The 11,790-nt window shown below is 37.9% G+C and carries 13 protein-coding genes; 8 read left to right on the plus strand and 5 right to left on the minus strand.

All coding sequences use genetic code 11. From position 1 onward, the window contains the following. Positions 1 to 166: 166 nt before the first annotated feature. The 3 genes from ACTQ46_RS10710 (at position 167) to ACTQ46_RS10720 (ending at position 1,854) form a co-directional block, all read left to right on the plus strand. Positions 167 to 1,129: a linear amide C-N hydrolase gene (locus ACTQ46_RS10710; protein ID WP_441749765.1), complete on the plus strand. Its 963-nt coding sequence runs from the start codon at positions 167 to 169 to the stop codon at positions 1,127 to 1,129. A 102-nt stretch (positions 1,130 to 1,231) separates the two neighbouring features. Continuing rightward, positions 1,232 to 1,474, plus strand: coding sequence for a type II toxin-antitoxin system Phd/YefM family antitoxin (locus ACTQ46_RS10715; protein WP_441749767.1), 243 nt, complete (start codon positions 1,232 to 1,234; stop codon positions 1,472 to 1,474). Further along, complete coding sequence (locus ACTQ46_RS10720; RefSeq protein ID WP_441749769.1) at positions 1,471 to 1,854, plus strand: type II toxin-antitoxin system death-on-curing family toxin; 384 nt, start codon at positions 1,471 to 1,473, stop codon at positions 1,852 to 1,854. Before ACTQ46_RS10715 ends, ACTQ46_RS10720 begins: the two co-directional genes overlap by 4 nt. A gap of 149 nt (positions 1,855 to 2,003) precedes the next feature. Here ACTQ46_RS10720 and ACTQ46_RS10725 read toward each other — a convergent pair whose 3' ends face one another. Next, positions 2,004 to 2,537, minus strand: a complete 534-nt coding sequence (locus tag ACTQ46_RS10725) for a GNAT family N-acetyltransferase (protein WP_441749771.1) — start codon at positions 2,535 to 2,537, stop codon at positions 2,004 to 2,006. 248 nt (positions 2,538 to 2,785) lie between these two features. Between ACTQ46_RS10725 and nox the strand changes: the two genes are divergently transcribed. Continuing rightward, positions 2,786 to 4,105 (plus strand): H2O-forming NADH oxidase, encoded by a 1,320-nt coding sequence (nox, locus tag ACTQ46_RS10730; protein WP_441749786.1) that lies wholly within the window; start codon positions 2,786 to 2,788, stop codon positions 4,103 to 4,105. A gap of 199 nt (positions 4,106 to 4,304) precedes the next feature. Here the strand turns inward: nox and ACTQ46_RS10735 are convergent, their stop codons facing one another. The 4 genes from ACTQ46_RS10735 to ACTQ46_RS10750 all read right to left on the minus strand — a co-directional run bounded on the left by ACTQ46_RS10735 (position 4,305) and on the right by ACTQ46_RS10750 (position 6,959). Further along, complete coding sequence (locus tag ACTQ46_RS10735) at positions 4,305 to 5,075, minus strand: histidinol-phosphatase (RefSeq protein WP_441749772.1); 771 nt, start codon at positions 5,073 to 5,075, stop codon at positions 4,305 to 4,307. A gap of 260 nt (positions 5,076 to 5,335) precedes the next feature. Continuing rightward, the gene (locus tag ACTQ46_RS10740; protein ID WP_441749774.1) at positions 5,336 to 5,686 is read right to left on the minus strand and encodes a DUF2200 domain-containing protein; all 351 of its coding nucleotides are present in this window, start codon (positions 5,684 to 5,686) and stop codon (positions 5,336 to 5,338) included. A 71-nt stretch (positions 5,687 to 5,757) separates the two neighbouring features. Continuing rightward, positions 5,758 to 6,429, minus strand: coding sequence for a TMEM164 family acyltransferase (locus ACTQ46_RS10745; RefSeq protein WP_441749776.1), 672 nt, complete (start codon positions 6,427 to 6,429; stop codon positions 5,758 to 5,760). Between the two features lie 101 nt (positions 6,430 to 6,530). Then, positions 6,531 to 6,959, minus strand: a complete 429-nt coding sequence (locus ACTQ46_RS10750; RefSeq protein WP_441749778.1) for a DUF1801 domain-containing protein — start codon at positions 6,957 to 6,959, stop codon at positions 6,531 to 6,533. A gap of 172 nt (positions 6,960 to 7,131) precedes the next feature. Between ACTQ46_RS10750 and ACTQ46_RS10755 the strand changes: the two genes are divergently transcribed. The 4 genes from ACTQ46_RS10755 (at position 7,132) to ACTQ46_RS10770 (ending at position 11,602) form a co-directional block, all read left to right on the plus strand. Further along, positions 7,132 to 8,409, plus strand: coding sequence for a PQQ-dependent sugar dehydrogenase (locus ACTQ46_RS10755; protein WP_441749780.1), 1,278 nt, complete (start codon positions 7,132 to 7,134; stop codon positions 8,407 to 8,409). Positions 8,410 to 8,575: 166 nt separating this feature from the next. Further along, positions 8,576 to 10,117 carry an NAD(P)/FAD-dependent oxidoreductase gene (locus ACTQ46_RS10760; protein ID WP_441749782.1) on the plus strand — a complete coding sequence of 514 codons (1,542 nt, stop codon included), beginning with the start codon at positions 8,576 to 8,578 and terminating at the stop codon, positions 10,115 to 10,117. 129 nt (positions 10,118 to 10,246) lie between these two features. Then, positions 10,247 to 10,948: a sulfite exporter TauE/SafE family protein gene (locus ACTQ46_RS10765; protein ID WP_441749788.1), complete on the plus strand. Its 702-nt coding sequence runs from the start codon at positions 10,247 to 10,249 to the stop codon at positions 10,946 to 10,948. A gap of 243 nt (positions 10,949 to 11,191) precedes the next feature. Continuing rightward, positions 11,192 to 11,602 (plus strand): nuclear transport factor 2 family protein, encoded by a 411-nt coding sequence (locus ACTQ46_RS10770; RefSeq protein ID WP_441749784.1) that lies wholly within the window; start codon positions 11,192 to 11,194, stop codon positions 11,600 to 11,602. The last annotated feature ends 188 nt before the right edge of the window (positions 11,603 to 11,790 follow it).

The raw sequence follows: 11,790 nt of genomic DNA on the forward strand, positions 1-11,790 counted from the left end.
TGTTCATCTCCTCAGTTAGGTATTTGTTGGTACTTTTATTTTAACCGAGGACGAGCATTTTGGCTCATTTTTTTTGATTTTTCTTTTTACACCATTATACGGACTTTATCTCGCCTTGCGCCAACTTATTTATGGTATAGTTATATATTGAGAAAGAGGTGTCTTTATGTGTACAACAATTGTAATGGACTATAACGGGGGCTCTGTTCTTGCACGAAATTTAGACTATGAAGTCCCCCTAGAATATAATGTGCTCTACCTGCCTCAAGGTTATACTTATGGGCAAGATCTGCTGGGCAATGATTTGAAAGCAAAATACAAAGCATTAGGCCTTGCCTTTTATAATTACGATCCTTTAAAAGACGGAGTCAATGAACACGGACTCGTAGGCTGTACGAATTATTTTCATGCGATGAATATCCATGCGGATCATGTAGACGAAAGCAAATTCAACATTTCAAGTCTTGATTATTTAAACTACGCCTTAACGAATTTTAAAAACGTCGAGGAATTAGTCGCGGATCTTCCGAATATCCGCGTCTCTACGAAGGACAGCGAGGGAAATAAAATCATCTGTCCTGATTTCCACCATATCTTTGTAGATACAACGGGAAGATGCGTGGTGGTTCAGCCTGAAAAAGGAAAGTACATCTATTTTGAAAACCCTTATAAGGTCATGACCAACTCTCCCTCCTTCCCCCGCCATATCAAAAGACTTCACAAATGCATGGACCCGAATAATATCGAGTCTTTTAAAGGTGCAAAAGATCTTCCAGGAGGCTATGATCCCGTAAGCCGTTTCATCAAAGCCTATTATCTGAATAAAACTCACGTTAAGCCAAAAGGTACGAGAGAAGCTCTAGAAGCCTCTTATACCATTATGGAAATGATGAAGATGTCAGAGGGGATGTTCTATAGCGATATCCATCAGTATCACACCTACACCCGCTATATCTGCGCTTATGACACAAAAAACAGACTTCTCACTGCGAGAAGCCATAATAATTCAAAAGTCTATCAACTATCGATAGAGGCTTTAGAAGGTATGGGACGAACAGCGATCCCTTTTAAAACCAATTTAGAAATAGAAAAATTTGATTTAAATCAGTGTATCAAAAAAACAGAGTGAAAGATTACGCTTTCACCCTGTTTTTTTATTTTAAATTTTAACCTCAAATTCTAGGCTTTATATATCCTATTTAGGGTATAATTAGAATAGGAAGGTGATTCTATGAAAATTAATACAGATACTATGGTTTCGATTACTGAAGCAAATCAAAACTTTTCTAAAGTAGCTCGCTTAGTAGACGAAAAAGGTTCTGCTGTTATTTTAAAAAACAATACCCCTAAATATATCCTAATTGAATATAAGGAATTTGAAGAGAACGAAACGTCTAGAGATGAAGACATTTTAGAAATATCTAAAAAGTTAATAAAAAAGAATAAAGAAGCCTACAAGATTCTTGCGAAATGAAAAAACTTAATAAGTCCCACATTCTGCTTCTTCATCAACAGCTGATAACGGAATTTGGAGGTGCTGGAGGTATTCGAGATGATAACTTATTGGACCTTTCCATTAACGCTCCTTACCAAACCTTTGACGGAAAAGAACTCTATCCTACCACTATCGAAAAAGCGGTTCATCTTGGATTTTCTATCATCAAAAACCATCCTTTTTTAGATGGTAATAAACGAATAGGTATCCATTCTATGCTAGTACTCTTATTCTTAAATGATTATTCTTTAGATTACACTCAAGAAGAGCTGATTGAAATCGTTATGGATATTGCAAGCTCAGAAAAATCGGATCAAGATCTGCTCTTATGGGTAATAGATCATATTTCTAAAAATTAATTATTCTATTGGAAATGCCTCTACCGTTGCGGCAGGATCTCTATCCCCTTTTAAAACGAAGCTAGAAATAGAAAAATTTGAATTAAAACAGTGCATCTAAAAAACAGAGTGAAAGATTACGCTTTCACCCTGTTTTTTTATCTTAGTCTTTATACATTTTCTAAAAGATCACGCTCATATAAATAGTCCAGCTGTACATCTTCTCCCAATACAAAGGAATGCTCTGAAAATTTTTTGAACTTATTTTTCTCATAAAAACGAATCGCCTTATGATTGTGTTCCCAGACTCCCAGCCATAATTTTTTAAGATTATTATTTTTCGCCCTTTCTATGGCAAAATCCAGCAGCTTTTGTCCGATTTTCATCCCCTGAAATTCCTCTTTTATATAGATCCTCTGAAGTTCTGCCGTTTTTTTATTTCCTTCTTCTGATTGAGCTTTGTTGAAATTTATTTTAATATATCCGCAAACCTTTCCTTCCCTGTAAGCCAAAAAGAATACAGAACCCCGAGTCTCTATTTCCTTTCTTAAAGATTCCAGCGATAAATCTTCCTTAATATACGAATTCATATCTTCTTCGGAATTATATTCTCCGAAGGTTTCTACAAATGTTTCAATACTTATTTTCTGCAGTTCTTTAAGCATCTCTTTCTCTGCTTGAAGAATTAAAATCTCATTTTTCATTGGACTTCCCTCCTGTATCATTTTCATTATATCGAAAAAACGATCTTCTTAATACTTGCCTGAAATATTATCTCTTTATCCATTATTAATAATAGAATAACTCTCTAAAATATCCTCTAATTTTAAAATAGCAATAAAACATAACCCAAACTTGTTATAACATTAACTTAAATGGGTACAATGTTAATATCGTTACAAATAGTAACCCTACATTACATTTAAAAGGAGATTTTATATCAAAAATTATTATAGGTTCAAATCATGCAGGAACAGCAGCCATCAACACGATCTTGGATAACTACAAAAACGAGGAAGTTGTAGTATACGTTCGCAACGATAACATCAGCTTCCTAGGCTGCGGTATGGCTTTGTGGATTGGAAAACAGATTTCAACAGGAGACAATCTTTTCTACTGTACTCCTCAGATCCTGCAAAACAAGGGATCTAAAGTTCATATGGGAGCGGAAGTAACAGCCATAGATCCAGAGTCAAAAACTGTAAAAGTAAAACTTAACGGCGAAGAAATCGAAGACCATTATGATAAATTGATCCTCGCTACCGGATCCAACCCTGTTACCCTTAATATTCCAGGCAAGGAACTTGAAAACGTACAGCTCGTAAAGCTGTATCAAAACGCACAGTCAGTTATTAACAAAATAGAAGAAGATCCTTCCATCGAAAATGTAGTCGTAATCGGTGCAGGCTATCTCGGGGTAGAATTAGCGGAAGCGTTCCAAAGACTGGGTAAAAACGTAACCCTTATCGACAGAGAAGAACATATCCTTTCCGGCAACTTCGATCCAGAACACGGAGACCGCATGGCGGAAAACATGAAAAGCAACGGCATTGATATCCGCTTAGAAGAATCTGTATTAGAATTTAAAGGGGAAAAGGGAAAAGTTTCCTCTGTTGTCACAGATAAAGGCACATTCCCTTGCGAAATGGTCATTTCTGCTGCAGGTTTTACACCAAACTCAAGCCTCGGGGGAGAAGCTTTCGACCGTTTTAAAAACGGTGCTTATCTTGTGAATAAACGATTCGAAACTTCTCAAAAAGACGTCTATGCTATTGGGGATTGCTCTACTGAATATAACAACGCCATCGACGATGTAGACTATATCGCCCTTGCAACAAATGCTGTTCGTAGCGGAATCGTAGCAGCTCACAATGCTTGCGGTACAGATATCGAGTCTCTAGGTGTTCAAGGATCCAGCGCTATTTCTATCTTCGGATACAATATGGTCTCAGCAGGACTTACTGTGGCTGCTGCCAAAAAACATAATATCGATGTCTCTTATACAGACTTCGAAGATACACAGCTTCCAGCCTTCATGGAAATCGACAATCCTAAAGTCAATATCCGTATCGTGTATAGAAAAGACAACCGTGTTATCGTAGGTGCGCAGCTTGCTTCAAATTACGATATCTCACAACAAATCAACCTCTTCTCTCTAGCGATCCAAGAAAAAGTTACGATCGATAAATTAGCCTTATTAGATATCTTCTTCCTTCCGCATTTCGATCAGCCCTATAATTACATTACAATGGCTGCATTATCTGCGAAGTAAGACAAAAACCAACCCTCCTGAAAGATTCTTCGGGACGGTTTTTATATCTTCTGTATTTTCTAGATCTTTTTGCAGCATATTTTTCTCTCCTCTTTGCCCATAAAGAAAACCATGACACTCTTTCTTGAAAAGATAAGATTAAAAGCAGAAATCTGGGATTTCTGCTTTTAATCTATTGTATTCAGCTTTTTCATGTCTATCAATAACAAACTTCGCAGAGATTCTTTAGAAAAGCATCTGCTCTAATTCCTAAACTTTCCGCAAATCTTTCCGCTTCTAAAATATACTCATCTCCCAAAGCTTTTGGATCATGGGCATCTGCATTGATAAGATATCGAAGATCATATTCTTTTGAGATCTGGAAAATATCTTGATTTGGATAGGGCCTTCCTGTTCTAAAACCATTTGCATTGATTTCAACAGGGACATTCTCTTTCTCGCAAGTTTTAAAAATCTTTTTCATCGTCTCTTTTGAAACTTCATCCAGTCTGCCATTATAATGATTTGTCAAAAACATATCCGGATGGGCTAAGATATCAAAGAAACCAGTAGATAGCCCCTCAATCACCTTGTCGCCATATAAACGAATCTCTCTTTCTCCTTTCGGAGCAAAGTAGTCGATTCCTCCCCTTCTATCGCTTCGATGCTGTCCTAATACAAACAACTCGTATCCTCGCACTTCTCGGAGATATCTGTACCACTCCATCTCTTCCGGATAATACTCCGCTTCAAATCCTTTGATAATATTGATCTGCTCTTGATATTTTTCAATTACTTGATCAAACTCGCGATTATAAGCATTGAATTCTTCAAAGAGCATTCTGCTGCTGTCCGGATTCCCTTTTAAGGGAACATGCTCCGTAATGGCAATCTCCTTCATGCCCAGTTCAATCGCTTTACTAATATAGTCCTCTATTTCTCCCGTACCATGACGGCACCATCTTGTATGTGTATGATAATTAGAAATCATCGAATTCTCCTTTGAGTTCAGTTCATTTTCATCAATGAGTCTATTATACACGTTTAGGAAAAATATTTTTTAAGTTTAGAACAAGATAATATGAAATCCAGTCTCTTTAAGCTATCTTTTAGAGATACATCATCTTAGAATCCATAATAATCTTTCTTCTAGATCCCCTTATTTCTTTTAAAGAGAACCTCGTTTCTATATACCTAGACTCTTTTGCAGCAATAGTCCTCCCTTGAAAAAGGCAACGCATTTTTTTGACATTATTTCCTTAAAATCTTCTCCATCGCCTTGCCTTTCGCAAGCTCATCAATTAATTTATCCAGATAACGAACTTCCCTCATTAAATCCTCTTCGATATTTTCTACTCTTATACCGCAGACAACGCCCGTAATAAGTTCTCTTTTTTCATTCATAGAAGGAGCCTCCTTGAAAAACTCCCGATAGCTTTTTTCCTCTTCTAAAACCTTAGCCAACCCGGCATCATCATAACCAGTCAGCCAAAAAATAATCTCGTCTACTTCCTCTTTTGTTCTGCCTTTTCTCTCTGCCTTATTTACCAGCAAAGGGTAGACCTTCGTAAATTTCATAGCATATACTTTTTGATTATCCATATCTTCTCTCTTTTCTTTTTGAATTTTTAAATCTTTCTGGTTAAAAAAGACTTCCTGTTTCTACCACTAATTCATTCTTTTGCTATCTTTTTAAAAATAATTTCTCCCAAACTAAACAGCAGATAGACAAATACTATAACCAAAGGAATAAAAATATAGTTTGCCATCTCCGGAAAAATCGGTTTGTATTTGAAATAAAAATAATTCCCATCTACCAAAGGATTGATAATACTCACGATAAACAAATACAATAAAAACCATTTGTAGGCGAAAACTTTGTCTCCCTTTTTAATCTCAACAGGATAAGCAGCTCTTGCATAATAAGGAAAAAGCAGTGTAATCACATGATTTATAATAAAGCTGATTCCTATAGGATGAGTTATACCGTATACTCTGCTGGGATAAAGAAAGGTCAGCCATGCAAATAAAGAAAAATAGCAGATTACAGCATACAGTTTTCTATTTTTTGTCAGCAGGAAAGCCATAATTAAAATAGAATTTATCCTGCTGATGTGTAGAGGCAGGGATTCGCCTAGATCAAATTCAAACAAAATAAAATAGGATCCGTAGAGAAGTATCTGCTGGATAAGGCTTACTATAAAAAGGATAACCGTAAATCCCTTTTCATATTTCTTTATAAACTTCTTTTCCTTATACATCCATAATGCACTTATCATAAGAATACAGATGTAAAGGATATGGTCTATTCTAAAAAGTGGAATATATTCTCCAAACTCTGTCATATTCTTACCTCCGGCTGTCTGTTTTCGAAAGATAAAGGAAACTTTCTGTATCTACTGTGGAATAAAAGCCCTTTTTTCTGCCTTAAAACCAGTTTGTTCGGCTATAAAATCTCGTACTTTTCCACTAAAAAATTTATCGTAGAACGGATAATTTTTACTAGGACTTCTATATCGATATCTTCCAGCTTCTTTACATAGATACAGGATTTTCCCATTTTATATTTTCCTAAACTCTTTAAAAGTTCTTGATTTTCTTTCGTATCGGAATAAATATAAAGAGAAATAGCCGCTTTTCGAGGGGAAAAACCAACCATAAGCCCATCCCCTTCCTGTCTGCTCCGTTCTGATTTGTAATGATATTTTCCGAAGCCGATAATACTGTCTCCCCACATTTTAGCAGAATATCCTGCAGTGTTTTCAAATATTTTTACCAGATCTATACTATCTTTGCGTTTTCTCTCCGTATTTGCATAATTGTCGATAAATTCATAAACGTCAGCATCATTTTCTTTTGTTTTCAGTTCAGCCATAAAACATCTCCCCTGATTTAGTATTATGTCTTAAATTATTATTGTAATACCCTTTCTGCTGTCTTTTTTTTATTCCTCCAAAATCCCTTTTTGTACAGCTTTTGCCTAATACATACTCGTTAAATGGGTATTTATAATGAAACCGTTACTTTTAACCATGAAAGGAGACAATATGAAAAAGATAAGGGTACTACTTATGGTTCTTTTTGCCGTCCTTTTTATAACGGCTTGCGGAAATCAAGGAACCGAAGAAGCTCCTCCTGCAGAGGAAGGGAGCACAACGAAGGAAAACATAACAACAGAAGAATCAAATGAAGGAAAACCCGAAGGCACACCAGTGGAAACAGCTGCTCCAGAAACAGATTACGAGCCGGCTTTTCCAGAACAAACCAGAGTCAACGCTGTAAAAACAGAATTTGACTACCAAACTTCAAAAATTGCCGAGGGATTAAACAGTCCTTGGGGAATAGCAGTTCTTCCGGACGGCAGTTTTGCCATAACAGAAAAGGGCGGGTCTCTTGGAGTGATGAGTCCTGAAGGAAACTTAAGCGGCGTTATTGCAGGCTTTCCTGAAGTCGACTCGCGAGGCCAAGGAGGTCTTTTAGATGTAAAAGCTGCACCGGACTTCGCTGAAAGCCGTATGCTTTACTTTACATTTTCCGAACCCTCCGAGGAAGGGAATCTAACAGCTGTCGCCAAGGGAAGACTTTCTGACAACAACACTGCTGTGGAAAATTTTACCGTGATCTACCGAGCGATGCCTTATTATGAAAGCGAAGGGCATTTCGGAAGCCGTATCGCTCTCGATCCAGAAGGAAATCTATTCATCTCTACAGGAGACCGAATGGACTCTGCTAACCGCAGAAAAGTACAGGAATTCGATAACGGCCACGGAAAAATTCTTCATATCACACCAGATGGAAATGCTGCTGGAGAAAGCCCTATCGAAAACGAAGAAGCAAACCCAGAGATTTATTCCTATGGCCATAGAAACGTCCAAGGATTAGACATTCACCCTGAAACCGGCGAACTATGGGCAAGCGAAATGGGACCTGAAGGCGGAGACGAGCTTAATCTCATCCTGCCAGGAAGAAACTACGGTTGGCCATTAGTAAGCTACGGCGTGGAATACGGCGGCCAGCCGGTCGGCGAAGGAATTACCGAAATGGAAAACACAGAACAGCCTGTCTACTATTGGGATCCGGTACTTGCCCCCAGCGGCATGACCTTCTATTCCTCCGATGAAATTCCAGAATGGAAAAACAACCTCTTTATCGGCGGACTTCGTTCTCAGCATATTGCAAGAATAGTATTAGAAGATAATAGAGTTGTCGGCGAAGAGCGATTCTTAGAAAATGAAGGGGAAAGATTCCGAGATGTAGAAATGGGACAAGATGGCGCCCTTTATTCTATTACGGATAATGGAAATTTGTATCGGATAGGAAAATAATTAAAAAACCAAGGAACAAAACACTGTTCCTTGGTTTTTTATTGCAATTAACTTTATCTCCTTCCTATTCTTCTGCATAGAGATAGGAAATCTTGCTGCCATATAATTAAACTTCCATTTATTATATAATAGCAGGAGCAACTACTAAAAAGGAAACGGTGACATTATGATCATTATACGAGATATAAAATTAGAAAAAATGGATGAATCGAAGCTGGAAGCAAAGATTCGCCGTCTTATAAAAAGAGATCAATTTAAATATACTGTCTACAGACGTTCCATCGATGCGAGAAAGGGTATTCTTTACAACTATCAAGTTCTTGTAGAAGGGAAGTTCAGCGAAAAAGAAGTTAAACGGATAAAAAATGCTGCTTTCTATAATGAAGAAAGCTATGAGTTAACTCCGGGAGAAAAGAAACCTTCTGTTTGTGTGGTAGGATTCGGTCCATGTGGAATTTTTGCTTCCTATCTTCTTTCAAAATACGGGATACCTGTGACGGTTATTGAAAGAGGATCTAAAGTGGAAGAACGGATGAAAAAAATCGACGATTTTCTTCATGGCGGAAAGCTGGATGAAAACACGAATGTACAGTTTGGCGAAGGAGGAGCCGGAACCTTTTCGGATGGAAAACTTACATCCAGATCCAAGGATAAACGAGTTCGGGAAGTTTTAAAAACCTTCGTGGAATACGGAGCTCCTTCGGATATTCTTATCGATCAAAAACCTCACATCGGTACCGATGTGCTTTCTGAAATTATCGTTAAAATCCGCAAAGACCTCGTTCAAAAGGGAGTGGACTTCCATTTTGATACGACTATGGAAGATATTGTCGTCGAAAAGGGCAAAATCACGAAGATCTTAACGGACAAAGGAGATTTTACAGCAGATTATTATATCTTTGCTTTAGGAAACAGTCCAAGGGATACTTTATTTCAGCTAAAGGATAAAATATCTATGTCCAATAAACCCTTTGCAGTAGGATATCGCATCGAACATCCTCAGGAGCTTATCGACCTTTCCCAATATAAAACGAAATCAGAAGAACTTCCTCCAGCTTCTTATCAGCTAAGCCACAGCAAGGAAAATCAAAGAGGAGTCTATACCTTCTGTATGTGCCCGGGAGGCTATGTCGTGAACAGTTCCAGCGAAGAAGGACGACTTTGTGTCAACGGCATGAGCTATCACAGCCGTGACGGAGAAAACGCAAATTCCGCTATCGTCTGCGGAATCGGAGAAGAAGTCTATGGAACAAATCTTCTAGACGGTGTCCGTTTTCAAAGAGAGATCGAGGAAAAGGCCTTTCAGCTGGGAGGCGGAAACTACAACGCTCCTGTTCAAAGAATTGAAGATTACCTTTCCGACACTCTGACTACCTCTTTTGGAAGGATCAAACCTACCGTAAAACCAGGATACACCATGACGAATCTAAACGGCATCTACCCGAAGATTGTCGACGACTATATTAAAGAAGCCCTTTCTGCTATGGGAAGAAAAATTAAAGGATTCGATCAGAAAGATGCTGTTCTTACAGGGGTTGAAACTAGAACTTCCTGTGCAGTGCGACTTGATCGGGAAGATAATATGAGGTCCAAAGGCCTTTCCAACCTTTACCCTTGCGGCGAAGGTGCCGGTTATGCAGGAGGTATCGTCTCAAGCGCTATCGACGGACTAAAAGCTGCAGAGCAGATTATCGAAAACAAAGAATAGAATTTTAACTCATAAAATTCACAAAAGCGGGACTGTATGCAGTTTTACCGTCTAAATACAGCCCCGCTTTATGACGTCATCAAGTATAGAAAGGAGAACTATAAAATGCTGATATAGATTATAGCAGCCATCGCTGCCTATTTTGTAAAAGGACTTACCGGCTTTGCGAATACCTTAGTTTTAACATCCATACTAAGTTTCGGAAGCGACAATATTAATATTACACCTGTAGATCTCCTTCTAGGATATCCCTGCAATGCCATCATCGCTTGGAAAGAGCGGAAATCTATCCAATGGAAGACCTGTCTTTCCCTATCCGCATTAGTGCTTCTCGGCAACATTCCCGGCATCCTGTTTTTAAAAAACGCCGACTCTAAAGATATCAAAGTATTTTTAGGCTTTGCTATTCTTTTTATCGGCATAGAAATGCTTTACCGAGAAGCAAAGACGAATCTAAACAAAAAACAATCGAAATCCTTCTTGGCTTTTATCGGGATTATCGCAGGACTTTTATGTGGAATTTACGGAATAGGAGCTTTTCTAAGCGCCTATGTCAGCCGAATCACAAAGGATACCCAATCCTTCAAAGCAAATATTTGCGTTATCTTCTTTATTGAAAACACCTATAGGCTTGTTTTATACAGCATCCTAGGAATCATGACCTTATCTTCTGTTAAAAGCGCCTTGCTCTTATCCCCTTTTGCCTTGCTCGGACTCGGTCTTGGAATCTGGGCGAGTCATTACTTAGACGAAAAGCTGGCAAAAAAGATTATCATCATTGTGCTGATGATTTCCGGCATTGCTTTAGCTGTGACGAATCTCACAGCTTAGGGACGAAATCTTAGTCATCTGTCCCTCTTTTATTGTGTTGCTTCTTATTGTAGATAATATAATATCCATGAGAAAAACTTCATCAGGATATACTTTGTTATGATCATAATTTTATAATATTTATTATAATTTCTGCTGTTATTCTTCCAGCTCACAGGGTATCTTACTTCTGACTGCACAAAATAAAATATTCCTTTCAAAACGACCGGCTATCCCTAAGTATAATAACATAGGAGGTTCCAAATGACTGGAAAATTTATATGGGATGCAAATACCGGCCACTCTCCCAAAGCAGAGTTTTATAAAGAATGGTCAAAGTGGTTTGTAGAAGAGGATGTAGAGAAAATAATCGAGGCTCTAGACGAAGATATTGAATGGGAAATGGTGGGAGATTCAAATATTTCCGGTAAAGAAGCTGTCCGCGAAGCCTTCTTCAAAAGAGAGGAGCAGGACACACACGAAAACGAACTGATCGAATTGCATATCGAAAACATCCTTTCCCATGGAAAAGGAGTATGCGGTTGGGAAACCATGAAAATGTCTCCCGATAAAACCTACCGCTTCTGCGATATACTAGAGTTTGCCAATCATAAAAGCGATGCGAAAGTAAAGAAAGTCATCGCTTTTGTAATGGTGATCTCTGAAGAAAATTAAGAGAAAAAATAGGGAGTTATTAAAAATTACGTAATAAAAATCGAAGGAGAATACAGTAAGTATACTATCTTCGATTTTGGGTCTGTAAATAATTTTGTGTATCAACCTAAATCCTGAGTAAGGGTAAGGGTTGATACATTTTTTATGTATCAATATATGTCCATTCCTATAGGAATGGAGCTTGTCTT

It is taken from the genome of Gallicola sp. Sow4_E12, from assembly GCF_052116305.1.
Classification (GTDB): Bacteria; Bacillota; Clostridia; order Tissierellales; family Peptoniphilaceae; genus JBQKLI01.

Bases quoted from the DNA above. Each gene is read 5' to 3' on its own strand.
- ACTQ46_RS10710 (WP_441749765.1), top strand. From the start codon at position 167: ATGTGTACAACAATTGTAATGGACTATAACGGGGGCTCTGTTCTTGCA.
- ACTQ46_RS10715 (WP_441749767.1), top strand. From the start codon at position 1,232: ATGAAAATTAATACAGATACTATGGTTTCGATTACTGAAGCAAATCAA.
- ACTQ46_RS10720 (WP_441749769.1), top strand. From the start codon at position 1,471: ATGAAAAAACTTAATAAGTCCCACATTCTGCTTCTTCATCAACAGCTG.
- ACTQ46_RS10725 (WP_441749771.1), bottom strand. From the start codon at position 2,537: ATGAAAAATGAGATTTTAATTCTTCAAGCAGAGAAAGAGATGCTTAAA.
- ACTQ46_RS10735 (WP_441749772.1), bottom strand. From the start codon at position 5,075: ATGATTTCTAATTATCATACACATACAAGATGGTGCCGTCATGGTACG.
- ACTQ46_RS10740 (WP_441749774.1), bottom strand. From the start codon at position 5,686: ATGGATAATCAAAAAGTATATGCTATGAAATTTACGAAGGTCTACCCT.
- ACTQ46_RS10745 (WP_441749776.1), bottom strand. From the start codon at position 6,429: ATGACAGAGTTTGGAGAATATATTCCACTTTTTAGAATAGACCATATC.
- ACTQ46_RS10750 (WP_441749778.1), bottom strand. From the start codon at position 6,959: ATGGCTGAACTGAAAACAAAAGAAAATGATGCTGACGTTTATGAATTT.
- ACTQ46_RS10755 (WP_441749780.1), top strand. From the start codon at position 7,132: ATGAAAAAGATAAGGGTACTACTTATGGTTCTTTTTGCCGTCCTTTTT.
- ACTQ46_RS10760 (WP_441749782.1), top strand. From the start codon at position 8,576: ATGATCATTATACGAGATATAAAATTAGAAAAAATGGATGAATCGAAG.
- ACTQ46_RS10770 (WP_441749784.1), top strand. From the start codon at position 11,192: ATGACTGGAAAATTTATATGGGATGCAAATACCGGCCACTCTCCCAAA.